At 67.3% G+C, this 18,173-nt stretch carries 15 protein-coding genes and 1 pseudogene; 7 read left to right on the top strand and 9 right to left on the bottom strand.

All coding sequences use genetic code 11. The annotated features are described in order from the left end of the window. Both Q0996_RS21650 and Q0996_RS21655 read left to right on the top strand, forming a co-directional pair. Positions 1-589 (top strand): annotated as a pseudogene (locus Q0996_RS21650) (hypothetical protein); the annotation flags it as partial. 6 nt (positions 590-595) lie between these two features. Then, on the top strand, positions 596-2,470 hold the full coding sequence (locus Q0996_RS21655; protein WP_299624884.1) for a GMC family oxidoreductase: 1,875 nt from the start codon (positions 596-598) through the stop codon (positions 2,468-2,470). A gap of 21 nt (positions 2,471-2,491) precedes the next feature. Here Q0996_RS21655 and msrP read toward each other — a convergent pair whose 3' ends face one another. Further along, a complete protein-coding gene (gene msrP, locus Q0996_RS21660) occupies positions 2,492-3,499 on the bottom strand; it encodes a protein-methionine-sulfoxide reductase catalytic subunit MsrP (protein ID WP_299624887.1) in 1,008 nt (335 codons plus the stop codon). Positions 3,500-3,747: 248 nt separating this feature from the next. On the opposite strand from msrP, the gene Q0996_RS21665 reads away from it, so the two are divergent. Continuing rightward, positions 3,748-5,226 carry a sensor histidine kinase KdpD gene (locus Q0996_RS21665; RefSeq protein WP_299624890.1) on the top strand — a complete coding sequence of 493 codons (1,479 nt, stop codon included), beginning with the start codon at positions 3,748-3,750 and terminating at the stop codon, positions 5,224-5,226. 40 nt (positions 5,227-5,266) lie between these two features. Here the strand turns inward: Q0996_RS21665 and Q0996_RS21670 are convergent, their stop codons facing one another. Continuing rightward, positions 5,267-5,734: a Dps family protein gene (locus tag Q0996_RS21670; RefSeq protein WP_299624893.1), complete on the bottom strand. Its 468-nt coding sequence runs from the start codon at positions 5,732-5,734 to the stop codon at positions 5,267-5,269. 191 nt (positions 5,735-5,925) lie between these two features. Continuing rightward, the gene (locus Q0996_RS21675; RefSeq protein ID WP_299624896.1) at positions 5,926-7,959 is read right to left on the bottom strand and encodes an elongation factor G; all 2,034 of its coding nucleotides are present in this window, start codon (positions 7,957-7,959) and stop codon (positions 5,926-5,928) included. A 386-nt stretch (positions 7,960-8,345) separates the two neighbouring features. On the opposite strand from Q0996_RS21675, the gene argC reads away from it, so the two are divergent. After that, on the top strand, positions 8,346-9,311 hold the full coding sequence (argC, locus tag Q0996_RS21680) for an N-acetyl-gamma-glutamyl-phosphate reductase (RefSeq protein ID WP_299624899.1): 966 nt from the start codon (positions 8,346-8,348) through the stop codon (positions 9,309-9,311). 48 nt (positions 9,312-9,359) lie between these two features. Here the strand turns inward: argC and Q0996_RS21685 are convergent, their stop codons facing one another. The 4 genes from Q0996_RS21685 to Q0996_RS21700 form a co-directional block, all read right to left on the bottom strand. Next, the gene (locus tag Q0996_RS21685) at positions 9,360-9,752 is read right to left on the bottom strand and encodes a VOC family protein (RefSeq protein ID WP_299624902.1); all 393 of its coding nucleotides are present in this window, start codon (positions 9,750-9,752) and stop codon (positions 9,360-9,362) included. A gap of 97 nt (positions 9,753-9,849) precedes the next feature. Continuing rightward, complete coding sequence (locus tag Q0996_RS21690; RefSeq protein WP_299624905.1) at positions 9,850-10,464, bottom strand: glutathione S-transferase family protein; 615 nt, start codon at positions 10,462-10,464, stop codon at positions 9,850-9,852. A 44-nt stretch (positions 10,465-10,508) separates the two neighbouring features. Beyond that, complete coding sequence (locus Q0996_RS21695; RefSeq protein WP_299624908.1) at positions 10,509-11,924, bottom strand: amidase; 1,416 nt, start codon at positions 11,922-11,924, stop codon at positions 10,509-10,511. Positions 11,925-11,962: 38 nt separating this feature from the next. Continuing rightward, complete coding sequence (locus Q0996_RS21700; protein WP_299624911.1) at positions 11,963-13,168, bottom strand: aspartate transaminase; 1,206 nt, start codon at positions 13,166-13,168, stop codon at positions 11,963-11,965. 310 nt (positions 13,169-13,478) lie between these two features. Between Q0996_RS21700 and Q0996_RS21705 the strand changes: the two genes are divergently transcribed. The 3 genes from Q0996_RS21705 to Q0996_RS21715 are packed head-to-tail and all read left to right on the top strand — an operon-like array spanning position 13,479 to position 16,635. Beyond that, positions 13,479-15,815 carry a marine proteobacterial sortase target protein gene (locus Q0996_RS21705; RefSeq protein ID WP_299624914.1) on the top strand — a complete coding sequence of 779 codons (2,337 nt, stop codon included), beginning with the start codon at positions 13,479-13,481 and terminating at the stop codon, positions 15,813-15,815. Then, entirely contained in the window at positions 15,808-16,464 is a 657-nt protein-coding gene (locus tag Q0996_RS21710; protein WP_299624917.1) for a class GN sortase, read from the top strand. The genes Q0996_RS21705 and Q0996_RS21710 overlap by 8 nt, the downstream gene beginning before the upstream one ends. An 18-nt stretch (positions 16,465-16,482) precedes the next feature. Beyond that, positions 16,483-16,635 carry a hypothetical protein gene (locus tag Q0996_RS21715; protein ID WP_299624920.1) on the top strand — a complete coding sequence of 51 codons (153 nt, stop codon included), beginning with the start codon at positions 16,483-16,485 and terminating at the stop codon, positions 16,633-16,635. Positions 16,636-16,847: 212 nt separating this feature from the next. Here the strand turns inward: Q0996_RS21715 and Q0996_RS21720 are convergent, their stop codons facing one another. Both Q0996_RS21720 and Q0996_RS21725 read right to left on the bottom strand, forming a co-directional pair. Next, on the bottom strand, positions 16,848-17,570 hold the full coding sequence (locus Q0996_RS21720) for a DUF899 family protein (RefSeq protein ID WP_299624923.1): 723 nt from the start codon (positions 17,568-17,570) through the stop codon (positions 16,848-16,850). Between the two features lie 127 nt (positions 17,571-17,697). Beyond that, positions 17,698-18,135 (bottom strand): SRPBCC domain-containing protein, encoded by a 438-nt coding sequence (locus tag Q0996_RS21725; protein WP_299624926.1) that lies wholly within the window; start codon positions 18,133-18,135, stop codon positions 17,698-17,700. Between the last annotated feature and the right edge of the window lie 38 nt (positions 18,136-18,173).

Here is an 18,173-nt window from a genome sequence, read left to right on the forward strand (position 1 = left end):
CCTGCCTTGCGTGGAAAACCGCATGCGCCAGTTCGACCAGTCCATCCGCAAGATGCTCTGGCCGGAACTGCGGCGTAAGGACAGCCTGACCGAGCTGCCGGTGCCCGGCTACATCTACCGCATCACGGCGGCCGCCTGCGTCAAGGTCCCCAGCGGCTATCTGCCGAGCTTCATTCGCGACAACCCCCGCCTCTTCCACTGGCTGGCCGACTGGGTTTTCGAAGAAGACGGCTCGGTGGCCCTGGGGCCGCTGCCCGGGGGCTTTCCCATCAACGCGCTCACCAACGTGGAGGTGCTGCCGGACAATGACGAACCGGCCGGCATGCGCCATCTCTGGCGCCTGGCCAAGGCGGGGCCGACGCTGCTGAGGACCTTCAAGCAACTGGGCGGCCAGTGCTCCGATGCGGAGCTTGAGAGCCCCGGCGCGCAGGCCCGGGCCGAACGGATCGTCGCCGACAACGGCCTCGTCGACACGCTGGTGGGTCTCAGCAAGTGTCCCGACTTCGTCGTCAACCGCGGCCACACCTTCGGCGCGGGACTGTCGGATGACGACAAGGAGGCATTGATCGCCTTCCTCAAGCGCTTCTGAGCGCCAATGGAAGACGGCGGGACCTTCGACTACATCATCGTCGGCGCCGGTGCCGCCGGGGCCGTGCTGGCGGCGCGTCTGGCCGAGGCGGGCCGCGAGGTGCTGCTGCTAGAGGCCGGGGACGATCCCCTGGAAGCAGAAGCGGATGCGACTGCCGCTGGCGAGCGGCCCCTGGCTGACGACGTGGCGGTGCCCGCCTTTCATCCCTTCGCCTCCGAACACCCGGGCATGAGGTGGGACTTCTGGGTAAAGCACTACGACGACCCGGAGGCCCGCGCGCGTGATTGGAAGTACCGGAAGGTCTACGACGGCGAAGAGGTCGACGGCGTGCTCTATCCGCGTTGTAGCGCCCTGGGCGGCTGTGCCGCCCATCACGCGATGATCATCGTGCGCCCCCACAACGCGGACTGGAACCACATCGCCGAGACGATGGGCGATCCCTCCTGGAAGGCCTCGCGGATGAACCGCTACTGGCGGCGCATCGAACGCTGCCGCCACCGGCTGTTCCTCTATCGCTGGGTCGCCAAGCTCACCGGCTGGAACCCGACCGGGCACGGCTGGGATGGCTGGATGACCACCGACAAGGCGGTGCCCCTGCGCATTCTCAGGGACTGGTTCATGCGCCGGGCGATCCTCGGCGCCGCCAAGGCGGCCCTACGCTGGCTGCCCGACGCGACCTTGCGCTGGCGCTGGCTGGTGACCGGCCAGAGCGACCCTAACGACGAGCGCTTGGTGGACGAGCGCGCCTTCGGCCTGCGCCTCGCGCCGATGTCGACGCGCCGCCACACCAGGGCCGGGCCGCGCGAGCGCCTGCTGGAGGTTCGCGACCGCCACCCCGAGGCCCTGACCATCCGCACCCATGCGCTGGTCAGCCGGGTTGTCTGCGAGGGCCGCAGAGCAACTGGGGTCGTCTATCGCCATGGCCGCGGGCTCTACCGCGCGGCGGCACAATCCGAATCTGTCGGAACATCGGAGCCTTCGGAGGTGCTGGTCCGCGCCCGCAAGGAGGTGATCCTGGCCGGCGGTGTCTTCAACACCCCGCAACTGCTGATGCTGTCGGGCATCGGCGATGCCGAACACCTGGCCGAGAACGAGATTCCGCTGGTCTGGCATCTGCCTGGCGTCGGCAAGAACCTGCAGGACCGCTACGAGGTCGGCGTGGTCAACCGGATGAAGCGGCCCTGGGCGGCCATGCGTGGCGCCCGCTTCGAAGCCGGCGACAAACACCACCGCCTCTGGCAGCGGTTTCGCCGCGGCCTCTACATCAGCAACGGCGCTATGACCTCGGTGATCCTGCGCTCGAAGTCGGACCGCCAGCGGCCCGACCTCTTCTGTCTGGGGCTGCTCGCCGACTTCCGCGGCTACTACCCCGGTTACTCCAAGCGCATCCCGAAGCTCGACTACATGTCCTGGATCGTCCTCAAGGCCCATACCCGCAACCGGGCGGGAGCGGTGCGGCTGAAATCGAACAACGCCCTCGATCGGCCCGAAATATGCTTTCGCTACTTCGAGGAAGGCAGCGACGCGAGCGGCGACGATCTCGACGCGGTGGTGACGGGCCTGCGTTTCGTGCGCCGGGTGATCGACGGCATCGGCGACCTGGTGGACGAGGAAGAGGCGCCGGGGCGCCATCTGGTCACAGACGACGACCTGAAGGCCTACATCCGCGATACCGCCTGGGGACACCACGCCTGCGGCACCTGCGCCATGATGCCCGAGGCAGAGGATGGTGTGGTGGACAGCCGGTTCCGGGTCTATGGCGTGGAAAACCTGCGCGTGGTCGACGCCTCGATCTTCCCGCGCATTCCCGGGTTTTTCATCGTCACATCGGTCTACATGATCGCCGAGAAGGCCGCCGACGTGATTCTGGAAGGCGGCTGAGGAAAGCGCCGCAGCGCAGACCTACATGAACAGGCGGTCTTTCACCGGGTCCATGTCCTTGTAGAGGTCGGCGACGAATTCCCCATAGCCGTTGTAGAGCAGGGTCGGCACCCGCTCGTCGACGCCCAGCACCCGCTCGGTTGCCTGGCTCCAGCGCGGATGGGAAACCTCCGGGTTCACGTTGGCCCAGAAGCCGTATTCGCCGCCCTGGATCTCCTCCCAGAAGGACACCGGGCGCTTGTCGGTGAACTCGAAACGCACGATGCCCTTTAAGTGCTTGAAGCCGTACTTCCAGGGCACGGCAAGGCGCAGCGGCGCCCCGTTCTGCTTGGGGATCGGCTTGCCGTAGAGCCCGGTGGCGATGAAGGCCAGTTCGTGGGTCGCCTCGGCGATGGTCAGCCCCTCGATATAGGGCCAGGGGTACCAGGCCGCGTTCTGGCCCGAGGCCACCTCGCGGTTGAGGAAGGTTTCCATGCGCACATAGCGTGCCGAGGACAGCGGCCTTGCCAGATCGACCAGGGCCTTCATCGGAAAGCCGCTGTAGGGCACCGCCATGGACCAGGCCTCCACGCAGCGGTGCCGGTAGAGGCGCTCCTCCAGCGGCATCTTGGCCAGCAGCTCGTCGATGCCGATCTGCATCGGCTCTTCGACCATGCCGTCGAGGGTCACGGTCCAGGGGCGCAGGGGCAGGGCCTGCGCCTTCTGCCAGATGTTCTTGGAGGAACCGAACTCATAGTAGTTGTTGTAGGTGGTGGCGAGCTTCTCCTCGGTCACCGGCCGGTCCAGGGTATAGCGGGGATTGCGCTCCACCGGATAGAGGCCTGCCGAGGGATCGGCCTCCCCGACGTTCTCCGAGGCTTGCGCCACCTGGCTGGGGCCCTCGTCGCAACCCGCCAGCAGGCTTCCCGTGCCCAGCAGCAAGGGGCCGGCCGCAGCCGCCTTCAAGAGCTGGCGGCGGCCAAGATAGACGGATTCAGGGGTCGCCGCGGATTCCGGCAGTTCCCATCCGCGCTTGATGCGAATCAGCATGTGAGGCTCGCTCCCGGGTTCAGATCCCTGGCTCTTGGAGTTAGCCCGCAGGATAGCAGACGACAAGTCAACAAAATGCGAGGAGCGGCAACCCACAGGCGCGACGTAGCACCCGGCTCTATGCAACCTGGATGAGAGTTCTGAGCAGTTTCCTTAATCAATTGTAAAGTGCTTCTTGATATTTAGCAGATGCTCATTGGTTAAGACCTGAGCAACGATTCGCACTTGAGCCCGGCCCCGAAGTCGACATGTCACAGACCGCAACGGCGGAGCAGTCCCACCCCCTGACCAGGCAATTTGCCCTTTTTGCGGGGTTTGTGGTGGTCGCCGCGGGCGTTCTGCTGATGGCGCTCTACAAGGAAATCGCGGCCGACGACCTCAACGACATGGCGGAGCGCAGCAACTCCGCGGTGGCGCGGGTCTTCTCCAATGTGGTCTGGGACAGCCACGCCGGCTTTCTGACGACGGCGCATTTTCTCACCGCGGACGCGATCCGGGCCCACCCGGAAACCTTGGCGATCCGGAAGAGCGTCCTGACGAAAATGCGCAATCTCTCGATCCTCAAGATCAAGATCTACGATCTCAACGGGCTCACGGTCTTTTCCACCGATCCGCAGCAGATCGGCGAAGACAAGAGCGGCTACGAGGGCTTCCTCGCCGCGCGCATCGGTTCGGCGGCCAGCGAACTGACCTACCGCGAGAGGTTCAGCGCTTTCGAGCAGGTGGTGGAGAACCGCGACGTGCTGTCGAGCTACGTCCCCATCACCAGCGCCTCCGGCGCCATCGAGGGCGTGCTGGAGGTCTACTACGACGTCACCGACCTGCTGACCGCCGTGCGTCAGCGCCAGTACGTTCTGGAGGCCGTGGTCGGCGGCACCTTCCTCTTGCTCTACCTGCTCTTGATTCTCACGGTCTGGCGCAGCGAGAAGCGCAGCCATCGCCACCACCGCCAAAACCTGGAACTGGCGCGGGCGGCAGCGCGGGCCGAGGAAGCCAACCGCATGAAGTCCGAGTTCCTGGCCACCATGAGTCACGAGCTGCGCACCCCGCTCAACGCCATCCTCGGCTTCTCGGAAATCCTCAAGGCACAATTGCCGAGCGTCAAGGGCGAGGCGACCACGCGGGACTACGCCGACAGCATCTGGTCATCCGGCCGTCTGCTCCTGAACATCGTCGACGACGTGCTGGACATGTCGAAGGTCGAGTCCGGAGCGCTGGAGCTCAAGACCGCCGTCTTCGATCCGCATGACCTCGTGCGGGCCTGCATCAAACAAGTGGAAAACCAGGCTCTGGCTGAGGGCGTGAGCCTCGATGCCGAAGTGGCCGACGGCTTGCCGGTCGCCTTCGGCGACGAGCGCCGCATCAAGCAGGTGCTGCTCAACCTGCTGTCCAATGGCATCAAGTTCACCCCGGCCGGGGGCCGTGTACGCCTTTCGGTCAGCGGTAACGATGCCGACGAGTTGGTGTTCACCACCAGCGATACCGGCATCGGCATCGAGGCCGCGGACATCGAGAAGGTGCTGTCGCCCTTCGGTCAGGTCGAATCGAGCTATGCGCGGCGCTTCGGCGGTACGGGCCTCGGCCTGACCATCGCCAAGTCCCTGGTCGAGATGCACGGCGGCGGCCTTTCCCTGGAAAGCCAGCCCGGCAAGGGCACGACGGTCAGCTTCAACCTGCCGGCCCCCGAAAGAGAGGCCGACATCGCGCCTCTGGCGATGCCGGCCTGATCCTCTTTCGCTGCCGCGGAGCGAACCCCGGCAGCACAAGTCAGTCGAGCAGGGACCTCAACATCCAGGCGGTCTTCTCGTGCACCGTCATCCGCTGGGTCAGGAGGTCGGCGGTCACCTCGTCCTGGCCCGCCTCGGCGGCCGGAAACACGGAGCGGGCGGTTTTCGCCAGGGCCTCGTGGCCGGCGACAAGCTGGCGGATCATGTCCTTGGCCTCGGGCACGCCCGGCTCCTCCTCGATGGAGGTCAGCTTGGCGAAGGCGGCGTAGCTGCTGGGGGCCGGTTCGCCCAGCGCACGGATGCGCTCGGCCACCTCGTCCAGCGCGGTCCAGAGCTCGGTGTATTCCTCTTCGAACATGGTGTGCAGCGTCTGGAACATCGGACCAGTGACATTCCAATGGAAGCCGTGGGTCTTCAGATAGAGGCTGTAGGTGTCTGCCAGCAGGTGCGAAAGGCCGTCGGCAATGGTCTTGCGGTCCTCGGCCGGAATGCCCGTGTTGATCTGCATTGTCACTTCCTTCTCTCCATCAAACCGCCTTCGGCGGTCTCACTCTTTGTTGACTTGAAATATAGTATTTTTCTCGTCAGTTACAAGGTTTTTTGGAATTATTCCAGAAACATGATGGCATCGACGAGAGGCGCCCGCCCTAGGGCGCGCGCCTCTCTCCCCCAACAGAAAATCTCCGTCAGATCAGTACCTTACGAGTCCGCGGTCTGCCGCTGCGAAATCACCTGATCGGCCAGCCGGCCGGTCAGCTCCTGCAGGTGGTCGAACCTCCACTCGAAGCTGCCGACACCGACGGTGAGCGAGCGCAGTTCGATGATCAGATCCTGCAACTCGGCCTCCGGCAAATGGCACTTCAGATCGTCCCAGCCCTTCCAGCCGGCCCGCATCTCGAAGCCCAGAATCTGGCCGCGACGGCCGCTGACCAGCGAGTGGACCTTGTTGGTGAACTCGTTGGGCACCGAGATCGTGACCTCGTAGATCGGCTCCAGCAGCACCGGTTCGCAGTTGGGCATGCCCTCGGCCATGGCCATGCGGCCGACGGTCTTGAAAGCCTGGTCCGAGGAATCGACGGAGTGGTGCTGCCCGTCGTAGAGGGTCACCGAGACATCGACCACCGGGAACCCGAGGGGACCGCGGTCGAGATACTCCTTGGTCCCGTGTTCGACCGCGCCGATGTACTGGCGCGGCACCGAACCGCCCACCACCTTGTCGATGAACTCGAAGCCCTGGCCGCGGGGCAGCGGGCGGATCTCGACATGAACGTCCCCGAACTGACCGTGACCGCCGGTCTGGCGTTTGAAGCGCGAATGCTGTTTGGTCGATTTGCGAATGGTTTCCTTGTAGGCCGTCTGCGGCCGCGTCGAGTCGACCTCCACGTTGTAGCGGTTCTTCAGCCGCTCGAGGGCGAGCTTCAGGTGGATCTCCCCCTGGCCGCGCAACAGCATCTGATTGGTGTCGCCGTTGTGCTCCATGATCAGGGAGGGGTCCTCCTCCACCAGCTTGCCGATGGAAGCCGTCAGCTTCACTTCGTCCTGGCGGTTGTGCGGCGTGATGGCGAGCGAGAAGACCGGGCCCGGTGTCTCCGGCCACAGAAGGCCGGCATCCGGGTTGCGTCCCTCCTCGGTCAGAAGATCGCCGCTTGCCACCGAGTCCATGCGGCCCAGGGCCACAAGGTCCCCCGCTTCAGCCTGTTCGGTCTTCTGGTTGTCGCCACCCATGAGGCGGTAGAGGCCGGAGACCCGCTCGTCGCCCAGGGTGTCGCCGTCCTTGATGCCGCCGCGCCAGACCCGCGCGATCGACAGCTTGCCGGTGTGGGACTGATGGACCGAGCGGATGACGCTGGCGGCCAGGCCATCGCCGTCGGGCACGCCCAGGCGCTGCGCGGTGACCGAGGGATCGGGCCCCTCGTGGCGCAACGCTTTCAGCAGGCGGGTGATGCCGTGCCCCTGTTCGGCGGAACCGAACAGCACCGGCACGATCAGGTCGTCCGCCAGATCCTTGCTGAGCTGTTCGTAGATGTCGTCGGGCGGTGGGACCTTGTCCTCCAGGAGCTGCTCCAGGAGGCTGTCGTCGAAGTCCGCCAGAGACTCCAGCATTTCCTGGCGGGCTTCCTGCTCGCGATCCTTCACCTGGTCCGGCATTTCGATCAGCTCGGACTGCTTGTTGATGTTGTAGCGCCAGGCCCGCTCGCTCACCAGATCGACAAAGCCGGTGACCTGTTCGTCGTCACGGATCGGGACCTGGCGCAGCACCAGCGGCTTGCCGCAGACGCCCTGCAGCGATTCCAGAAGGTCGCGCACCCGGATGGTCGCCTTGTCCATCTTGTTGACGAAGAGGATGTGCGGGATCTGATAGTCGTCGAGATACTTGAAGATCGGCGCGAGGATCAGGCTGCGCTCCGGTTCCGGCGGCGCCACGATGATCGCGACATCGACGCCCATCAGGGCGGTGTGGGTGTCTTGGGAAAGCTCGATCGAGCCGGGACAGTCGATAAAGGACCAGCGTTCGCCCAGGTATTCGCAGTGTGCGAAGTTGGGCTCCGTTGTCATCTGCCGGGCCCGCGCCTCGGGCACCGAATCGCCGACGCTGTTGCCGTCGACCACGGAACCCTTGCGGTGAATCGCGCCGGTCTGCATGAGCAGCGCTTCCAGCAGCGTCGTCTTGCCGCTGGTATAGGGTCCAACGAGTGCGGCGCATCGCGCCGCCGCTACCGATCTTGACGTCATGGTTTCCTCCCCTTCGCCCCGGGGACTGGACCATGAGTTTCCCCATGGCGAGCCTTGGGGCGAACTGTCCTTGAGTGAATGAACCTCAGTGGTTGGGCATCGGATCTTAACGACCGCTTTATGGGCACTATGGTTTCAAAGATCGCACCGCACTGGCAACAAAAATCAGGGGGTAGCGCGCGGTTGTCCCGGCGCTCTTCCCGGTCCTTCCAAGGAAATCAAGGGGTTGAAAGCCAACAGAAGAGTGTTAACGAAGCGACTGTGCTCAGGCATCCTGCCCATTACGCTGCGGCAGCAAGGGGGGCCGACCTTGCCTGCTGCGCCACTTCACGCTAAGGATTGCGCCGGTCGCCGGACCGCGGCATGCGGCAGCAAGCGAGGGTGACATGACGGCAGAGGTATTCATCGACGGCGAAGCCGGCACCACGGGGCTCCAGATCCGGGCGCGCCTCGAGGCGCGTGCCGACGTGCGCCTGATCCGCCTCGCCGATCATGAGCGCAAGGACCCCGCCGCCCGCGCCCGCGCCCTGAATGCGGCCGACCTGGCCATCCTCTGCCTGCCCGATCAGGCGGCGCGGGAGGCTGTCGCCTTGATCGACAACCCCGCCGTCAAGGTGATCGACGCCAGCACCGCCCACCGCACCGACCCGGCCTGGACTTACGGCTTTCCGGAGATGGATGCCGCCCAGGCGGCGGCCGTGACGGAAGCCAAGCGCATCAGCAATCCCGGCTGCTATTCGACCGGCGCCATCGCCCTGCTGCGCCCACTGGTGGCGGCGGGCCTGGTTCCCGCCGACTTCCCGGTGACGGTCAACGCCGTCTCCGGCTATAGCGGCGGCGGGCGCAAGCTGATCGAACGCTACGAAGACCCCTCCAACCCGGACCACATCACCGCGGCCCTGCGCAGCTATGCCCTCGGCCTGCAGCACAAGCATCTGCCGGAGATGCGGGTTCACAGCGGGCTCGATCACACACCGCTCTTCGTGCCCAGCGTCGGCAACTACCGCCAGGGCATGATGGTGCAGGTTCCCCTGCAGCTCTGGGCCCTGCCGGGCAAACCGGAGCCGGCGCGCCTGCGCGCGACCCTGGCGGAGCACTATGCCGGCCAGGATTTCGTCAGCGTCGCCGCGGCGGAGGACTGCGCAGGCCTGGAGGATCTGGACCCCGAGGGCCTCAACGGCACCAACACCATGCGCCTTTACGTCTTCGGCAGCCCCGCGGGCGACCAGGCGGTGCTGGCGGCAGTGCTGGACAACCTCGGCAAGGGCGCCTCCGGCGCGGCGGTCCAGAACATGAACCTCATGCTGGGCCTGGACCCGCAGACCGGCCTCGACCAGCGCCTCGCGGCGTAGGATTCCGACCGCGGCCGGGCAGCCTGCCCGGCCACCGCCGCCCTTCGATCAGTCCTTCTTTTCGTAGGTGATGAAGCTGATCAGCGCGCCCATAGGGTCCTGCAGGGTAGCAATGCGCCCGACCCCGGGAATGTCGAAGGGCGGGGCCAGTACCCGGGCCCCGGCGTCCGCCGCCTTCTTGGCGCGGTCATCCACGTCGTCGACGGTGATGTAGCTGGCCCAGCGTTGCGGCAGGTTGGCCATCTGCGGCGGCCGCTTCAGGATCCCGCCGACCGGCTCGCCCCCGGCCTTCAGCACGGTGTAAGTCCCGCCTTCGGCCATCTCCATGGCTTCGGTTTCCCAGCCGATGACATCGCTGTAGAAAGACTTGGCCTTCTCGTCGTCGTCGGTCTGTAGTTCGCACCAACTGAAGGCCCCGTGGGTCTGGAAAACATCACTCATCTTCCCTCTCCTCTCATTGCCCGGCGGCAGGGCCCCATGCCCGCCACGCGACTTTAACCCGCATTTCTCATCCCCTCCATGGTTCCCCCGGCGGCGTTCAGCCCGGCTGGTAGCGGGCCCATACGCCCTGGACCGCCGGGATCTCCATCAGCGCCTGGCGCAGGCGTGCGACCGCCGGCCTGTCCTGCACCGGCGGATACCAGTCCGTCAGCATCAGGAGATAGGGATCGAGGGCGGAGACCTGCGCCCCGGCAAAGAAGGGGCCCGGGCTCAGCGGCTTCTCGAGGAGGGCGAACAGCCGGTCCAGTTCGTCCGCCGCCGCCTGCTTGACGCCTGCGATCCCCGCCTCCTCGGCGGTGAAGCGCTTGGGATAGTAATAGCGCAGGTCGGCGCCATAGAGGTTCACCGCCATGAAGAACAGCCAGCGGTCGAATTCGGCGCGCGCCACGCTGCCGGGCGGCGGCGCCAGGCCGGAGTCGGGATGGCTGTCGGCCAGATGCTGCATCATCGCCGCCGACTCGGTCATGATCCGGCCGCCGGGCAGCACCAGGACCGGCACCTGGCCCATAGGGTTCAGCCTGCGGAACTCGGCCCCCCAATGCTCCTTGGCGTCCCAATCCACAAGCACCGTTTCGTAGGGCGCCCCGGCCAGAACCATCGCCACCTCCGGCGCGAAGGCGCCGGTGTTCTCGGCCCAGTAGAGTTTGTACATCGCCGTTCCTCGTGCGCTCGATCCAAACCGCGCGAAACGGCAGCTTAGCCCGGGGGCCTCCTGTCAAACCACGGACAAGCTTGTTCGAACTGGGCTGCCAGGGCGAAAAGGCGCGCTTCCTCGCCCACCGCCGCGGCGATCTGCACGCCGATGGGCAGACCCTGCGCCGACCAGTGCAGCGGCAGGGAGGCCGCCGGCTGACCCGACATGTTGAAGGGCTGGGTGTAGGTAACGTAAGGCTGGACCGCCCGGTTGAAGCCATCGAAGTCGTCGTGCATCGGATCGATGGTCCCGAGTTTCGGCGGCGGCTGCGCCATGGTCGGGGTCATCAGCACGTCGTAGTCCTGAAGGAAGGCGTTGAGGCGGTCGCCAATCAGACGCACGTTGTGCTGGGCGCGCAGATAGCGCGGCGCGGGCAGGCGCGCCCCGACCTCGGCAAAGCGCCAGCTCATGGTCTCCACCTCTTCGCGGCGGGCGGCCTTGGTGCGCAGCGGATTGCCGACCATCAGGGCATCGGCCATGTTCGCCGCGACGATGGCAATCATCGACTGGCGCAGCCGCGGATAGTCGATCGGCGGATCGGCTTCCTCGACGACATGCCCCAGCTTTTCCGCCAGCCTGACGGCCTCTTCGATCGCTGTGCGGCAGTCCTCGTGCAGCGGCACATCGTCCGCCCGCCGCACCGACCAGGCGATGCGCAGCCGGCCGGGGTCCCGCCCCACTGCCTCCAGGAAAGGGGTTTCCGGCTTGGGCAACGCATAGGGGTGATAGGCCGGCGGACCGCAGATCGCATCGAGCAGCGCCGCCGAATCCCGCACCGAACGGGTCACCGCGTGAAAGGCGGTGAGCCCCGCCCAGGCATCGCTGGTGAGATTGCGCCCGCGGCTCGGCTTCAGCCCGAAGAGCCCGCAGCAGGAGGCGGGAATGCGGATCGAGCCGCCACCGTCGGAGGCATGGGCCAAAGGCACCATGCCCGCCGCCACCGCCGCCGCGGCGCCGCCGCTGGACCCGCCCGGCGAATGCTCCGGATTCCAGGGATTGCGGGTGGCGCCGTGCTCGCGGGTTTCGGTGACGACATTGAGGCCGAACTCGGAGGTGGTGGTCTTGCCGGCAACGACCAGGCCGGCGGCGTCCCAGCGCGCCGCCATGGCGTCGTCGAAGGGGGCGCGGTAGTCGGCGAGCCAGCGGCTGCCGTTGCCGCAGGGAAGGCCGCGGCGAAAGGTATAGAGGTCCTTCAGGAGGAACGGCAGGCCGGCGAAAGGCCCGCTCGGAGTCCGCACCGCCAAGACCGATTTCGCGTGGTCATAGAGCTTGTGGACCACCGCGTTGACCCGGGGATTGCGCGCCTCGATACGCGCGATCACCGCCTCCAACAGCTCCGGGGCGGTAATCTCGCCACTGCGGATCAGCGCCGCCAGGCCCAGCCCGTCGTGACTGTCCAGCAGCCCGTCGAGGGACATCGCGGCGCGGTCCGGCCCGGTCTGACCCCCGGGGCCGTCTAGTCGCTCAGCGCCTCGCAGGCCTGCTTGATGCGCTTGCAGGCCTCTTCCAGCGCCTCGGTCGAGGTGGCATAGGAAACCCGGAAGTGGGGCGAGAGGCCGAAGGCCGCGCCGTGCACAGCGGCAACGCCGACCGACTCCAGCAGATAGGTGACGAAGTCCTCGTCGGTCTCGATCACCTTGCCCTCGGGCGTCGTCTTGCCGATGCAGCCGGCGCAGGAGGGATAGACGTAGAACGCGCCTTCCGGCTTGTGGCAGTGCAGCCCGGGGCAGTCGTTCAGCATGGAGACCACGAGATCGCGGCGCTGCCTGAAGACCTCCGCCCGCTCGCCGATGAAGTCCTGGGTCCCGTTCAGCGCCTCCACGGCGGCGGCCTGGCTGACCGAGGAGGGGTTGGAGGTCGACTGGGACTGCACCTTGGCAATGGCCTTGATCAGGGACTGCGGCCCGCCGGCATAACCGATGCGCCAACCGGTCATCGCATAAGCTTTCGAAACGCCGTTCATGGTCAGGGTCCGGTCCTTCAGGCCCGGCTCCACCTGGGCCGGCGTGGTGAACTCGAAGTCGTCGTAGACCAGGTGCTCGTACATGTCGTCGGTCAGCACCCAGACATGAGGGTGGCGCATCAGCACATCGGTCAGCGCCTTCATCTCTTCGCAACTATAGGCGGCGCCGGTGGGGTTGGAGGGGCTGTTGAGGACCAGCCAGCGGGTCTTCGGTGTGATGGCCGCTTCCAGCGCCTCCGGCTGCAGTTTGAAGTTCTGGTTGGCACCGCAGGAAACGAAGACCGGCTCGCCCTCGGCCAGCAGCACCATGTCGGGATAGGAGACCCAGTAGGGCGCCGGGATGATCACCTCGTCGCCGGCGTTGAGGGTCGCCTGAAAGGCGTTGTAGAGCACCTGCTTGCCGCCGGTGCCGACGGTGATCTCCCCCGCCGCGTAGTCCAGCCCGTTCTCGCGCTTGAACTTAGCGACGATGGCCTCCTTCAGCGCCGGGGTGCCGTCGACGGCGGTGTACTTGGTCTCGCCGGCGCGGATCGCGGTGATGGCGGCGTCCTTGATGTTGTCCGGGGTGTCGAAGTCCGGTTCGCCGGCGCCCAGGCCGATGACATCGCGGCCGGCGTCTTTCAGTTCGCGCGCCTTGGTCGAGACGGCAATGGTCGGCGAGGGCTTGATACGCGACAAACGCTCCGCGATCACGGACATCGGTGTTCTCCCAGTTTGGTGACGGGTCGCGCCACGACAACGGACCAAGGGGCAACTTAGTCCTCGGCGCGGCAGGCTGGCAACCGGCAAGGGCACGGCCGCGGCGCAGGGCAGGGTTGCGCCCTGGATCGGCAAGGGCGCCCCCCGACCCACCATGGAAGCGCCGGCAGCCTTATTCGGCCACAAGCGATCACGGAATCGCCGCAATCTCGGTCCGCTCTCGCCACGGTCCCCGGGCCCACTGGCCACCTTCAGGGAACCGGCGCGCCCGGTCCCATGGAGGTCGATTGAGACTTGGGGGACGAGAGCGATGCGACACAAGATTCTGCCTTACCGGCCGGCCAGTCTGATCCCGCCGCAAACGATCCGCGCCTGCCTGCGGTCTGTCCTGGTGGTGAGCGGCGCCCTCGGCACGGCGCTGGCGCTGCTGTTGCTGGCCATCTTCGCCCGGGGCCTGCCGACGGCCCTCGGCGCCGAAGCCGCCGGCCCGACGAAGGACCGACTGCCCGCCGGGCTCTACTTCTACGCCGGCAAGGAGGGGGGCGGCCTGGAAGCGCCGACCCTCAGCAGCGACGTCACCATGACGGTCAACGGCATGGTGAACCGGGTGACGCTGCGCCAGGTCTTCCGCAATCCGACAATCCATTGGCTGGAGGGCGTCTACGTCTTTCCGCTGCCCGAGCGCTCCGCCGTCGACCGCCTGACCATGACCGTCGGCGAGCGGCAGGTCCAAGGGCGCATCCTGGAGCGGGCCGAGGCGGAGCGGGCCTACAAGGCCGCCGCCGAGAACGGCCAACGCGCCAGTCTGGTGAGCGGCGAGCGCCCCAACGTCTTCGTCACCGCCGTCGCCAACATCGGGCCCGGCGAGGAGATCGCCGTGGAGATCGGCTACCAGGACGCCGCCGCCTACGAAAACGGTGTCTTCTCCCTGCGCTTTCCCATGGTGGTGGCGCCGCGCTACAGCCCCGCGCCTGAGCCGCGCGACGAGGCGCCGGTTGCCGGGGGACCGACGCCCGCGCCTTTGCAGCCCGTTGTCAGCGGCCCCAGCCAGGACGAAGCGCGCGACCTCTTCGGCCCGGTGGCCACCGACGGCGAGACCCGCAACCCGCTGTCCCTCACCGTGTTGCTGAACGCCGGGGTGGAACTACAGGCCCTGCGCAGCCTCCACCACGCCGTGGTGATCGAAAGCCGCGATGGGGGCCTGCAGGAAATCACCTTGCAGGCCGGGCAGGTGCCGGCAGACCGCGACTTCGTCCTGGAGTGGACACCGGTCCCCAGCGCCGCCCCGCAAGCGGCGGTCTTTGCCGAGGAGGTCGGCGGCGAGGCCCACCTGCTTGTGATGATGGTCCCGCCCTCGTCCGACGAGATCGAAGCGCCGGAGCCAGACGCGCCCCGGCCGCGGGAGCTGGTCTTCGTCATCGACACCTCCGGCTCCATGCACGGCGAGTCCCTGGACCAGGCCAAGGCGGCGGTGATCGCGGCGCTCAAACGGCTGAACCCCGAGGACCGCTTCAACGTGATCCAGTTCAACAGCGTGACCTACGCGCTCTATCGCCGGCCGGTGGAGGCCAGCGTTGCCAACGTTGCCCGCGCCTTTCACTACGTCAGCGCCCTGGAGTCCGACGGCGGCACGGAGATGGCGCCGGCCCTGGACCTCGCCCTCACCGGCGGGGCACCGGACGAGCATCTGCAGCAGGTCGTCTTCCTCACCGACGGCGCGGTGGGCAACGAGGAGGCACTGTTCCGGATCGTCGGCGAGCGCCTGGAGCAACGCCGCCTCTTCACCGTGGGCATCGGCGCCGCCCCCAACAGCTACTTCATGCGCAAGGCCGCCGAGCTGGGGCGCGGCAGCTTCACCCACATCGGCAAGCTGGACGAGGTGGCGACCCGCATGGAAGCGCTCTTCGCCAAGCTGGAGAACCCGGCCCTGACCGACATCCGTGTCGGCTGGCCCAATGCCGCCGGCAAGCGGGTGGAGACCTATCCGAGCCCGCTGCCCGATCTCTATGCCGGCGAGCCGGTGACCTTCTCCGCCCGCCTCGGCGGCGTGGCCCTGGCGGAGCTGGAGGGGCAGATGCTGGTGACCGGCGACGGGCCGCAGGGGCCCTGGCAGCAGCGCCTCAGCCTGGACGGCCTCAGCGAGGCGCCGGGCACGGCGAGCCTCTGGGCCCGCGCCAAGCTGGCCGCCATCGAAGACCGCCTCTACCAACCAGGCGACACTCCGGTCGATCCTGCCGCCATCCGCGCGGATGCCCTGGCGCTCGCCCTGGAGCATCAGATGGTCACCCGCTACACCAGCCTGGTGGCCATTGACGAGGCGGTGGCGCGGCCTGACGACGCGCCGCTGAGCAGCGAAGAGATCCCGCGCGATCTGCCGGCCGGCTGGGACGCGGGCAAGGTCTTCGGGGACAGCGCGTCCCAGGATCAGTCCGCGGCGCTGCGCCGGCACGCGCTTGCCTCCGCCCCGGCGCTGTTTGCCCTGCAGGGCTTCCAGGACCAGGCCGTCACGCTGCCGCAGACCGCCACGCCGGCGGAGCGCATGGTGATCATCGGCGGCGCCTATCTGCTGTTCGGCCTGGGCCTACTGTTGCTGGTGCTGTTCCGCCGGCGCCGCCTCGAGCAAAATCTGGTGGCGAAGCTTGCCTAGCGTCGCGGTCCAGAACCGGGTCCTGCTCGGCCTCGCCCTGCTGCTACTGGCCCTCGGCCTCTGGCAGCTCGGCGGGGCCGGGTGGATCAAGGCCAAGGCCTGGCTGGCCCAGCGCCTGCTCGACCAGGCCTGGGCCACGACACTCGCCGGCGACGCGCCGGTGCGGCCCTGGCCTTGGGCCGACACCTGGCCGGTCGCCCGCCTGGAGGTCGCGGATCTGGGCATCGACCTCTTCGTGCTTTCCGGCACCAGCGCCCGCAACCTGGCCTTCGGCCCCACAGCGCTGGAGGACACCGCCGCCCTGGACCACAGCATCGTTTCCGGCCACCGCGATACCCACTTCGCATTCCTGCGCCATCTCGAGGCGGGCAAACGCTTTCGCCTGCAGGACCGAAAGGGCGCCTGGCAGGACTACGTGGTCCGCGGCCACAGCATTCTGGACGTGCGCCAGGAGATCCGGGTGCGGCCCGGCAACGGCCGGACGCTTCTGACACTGGTCACCTGCTATCCCTTCGACGCCGTCGATCCCGGCGGGCCGCTGCGCTATGCGGTGACCGCCGAGGCGGTCGAAGGAGACGGTCTGTCGATTGGGGGGAACACCTTGGGGGGAGAGAGTTCCGGGCAAGCACGCCCGGAAGAACAAAGCTAGGAAAGGCACCCCCAGACCATGCTCTTCGATCCGACGCTGCTGACGCAGCACCGGCCCGGCCCCCTCGGCCGGGGCAGCCGCCTGCGCCGCTGGCTGGCCAGGCTGGCATTTCTCGCCGTGCTGGCCGCCGGTTTCGGCGCCGCCCTCGTCCTCTTCGCCCCACTTCTCTAGAGACCGGAAAGTTCCATGAGATCCAATCCAGCCTGGCCGTTCCCACTGGCGGCACGATCGGAAAGGCCCGCGCAGGTGGCCTCCAATCCCGCGCCTGCCGCCGCCGGCGCCGACGCAGAGGACCAATCGCTGTCCCTGCGCCGCGCTTTCCGCACCCCGCCTCCCCTGATGGGGTCGCCCTCACTGGGAAGCGGTTGGAAGAAGACGCGCGATCAGTCGTAGCGGAGGCTGGGGAACCAGTCGCCGCGGCCTTCGGGCAAAAGATCCAGGAGATGCCAGACCGGCGACATCAGGTCGATGCCGCGGGAGAGGTCCGCGCCGATGGGAGCCGACGCGGTGTAGAAGTGGCAGATGCGGCCGTCGTCGCCCTTGCGGAACACCGAGACCCCGGGCCACTGGCCGAAATCGTCCTCCATCCCGAAGTCTGCATTGAAGCGCGACCCGTGGCTGGAGAGCAGGCGGATCCGGGTCCAGCCGCGTTCGGCGGCGAAGCGGCGCAGCTTGGCGATCTCCGCCTTGGCGACCAAGACGAAGCTCGCCCGCTGGCCCACGTGCGCGGCCACGGCGTCGTAGCCGTCGGCCCACATGGTGCACATCGGGCAGGGCCGCTCCGCTTCGGCGCCAAACATGAAGTGGATCAGGATCAGGCTGTCCTGGCCCGGCGCGAAGAGGTCGCTGAGCCTGGTCTCGACCATCTCGGCCGGGTCGTTGCGCGCGAGATCGGCGGGACCTTCCTTGAACACATAGTCGGTCTCAACGACCGTATCCAAGGGCAGACGGCGGCGCAGCGCGGCCACCCTCTCCCGTTGCTCCTTGAGGGCGATTTCCGCGGCCAGCAGCTCCTCGCGCAGCCGGCGCTGTTCGTCGCTGGCCGTGGCCAGGAGGATCGGCGAACGGGCGGCCACCCGGGCCAGGGCTTCCTGCATGTCGGACATGGTAAGCCTCCTTCATTGAGGTTGCGGCGCCGGCCCGCTCCCCCTCCCGGCCACCCAGCAGCATTATCCTAGCGGGTGGCCGGGAGGGGAGCGGGCTGGAACCGAGAACGAGCGAGGCGAAACCGAGTCAGCCTTCCACGAAGGGACCGAGCTTCTCCAGGCAGGCGGTCCAGCCGCCGTTGTGCAGGGCCGCCATGGCGTCGTCGGCAAAGCCCTCGTGGGTCACGGTCAACTCGGAGCCCTCGCCCGCAGGTTCGATCTCGACGGTCACCAGGGTGTCCTTGCCATCGGTGGCCGAGGAGGACCAGGTGAAGACCAGCCGGCGCGGCCGCTCGATCTCCCGGTAGACGCAGAGGTGCTCGTGCTTGTCCTCGCCCTGCATGGTGAAGTGGAAGCGGCCGCCGACCTTCAGCTCGACCTCGATGGCCGCCATGACCATGGTGCCGGGCACCAGCCACTGGCGCACCTGCTCCGGGTCGGTCCAGGCGTCGAAGACCCGCTCCGGGCTGGCCGCCAACTGGCGGGTCAGGCGCACCGTCGGCCGGCTCAAGGCTGTGTCGCTCATCGTTCGTCTCCTTTTCTCATGGGCTGACCCGCCGGGCG

It is taken from the genome of Pelagibius sp. (genome assembly GCF_028289705.1).
GTDB lineage: Bacteria > Pseudomonadota > Alphaproteobacteria > Kiloniellales > Kiloniellaceae > Pelagibius.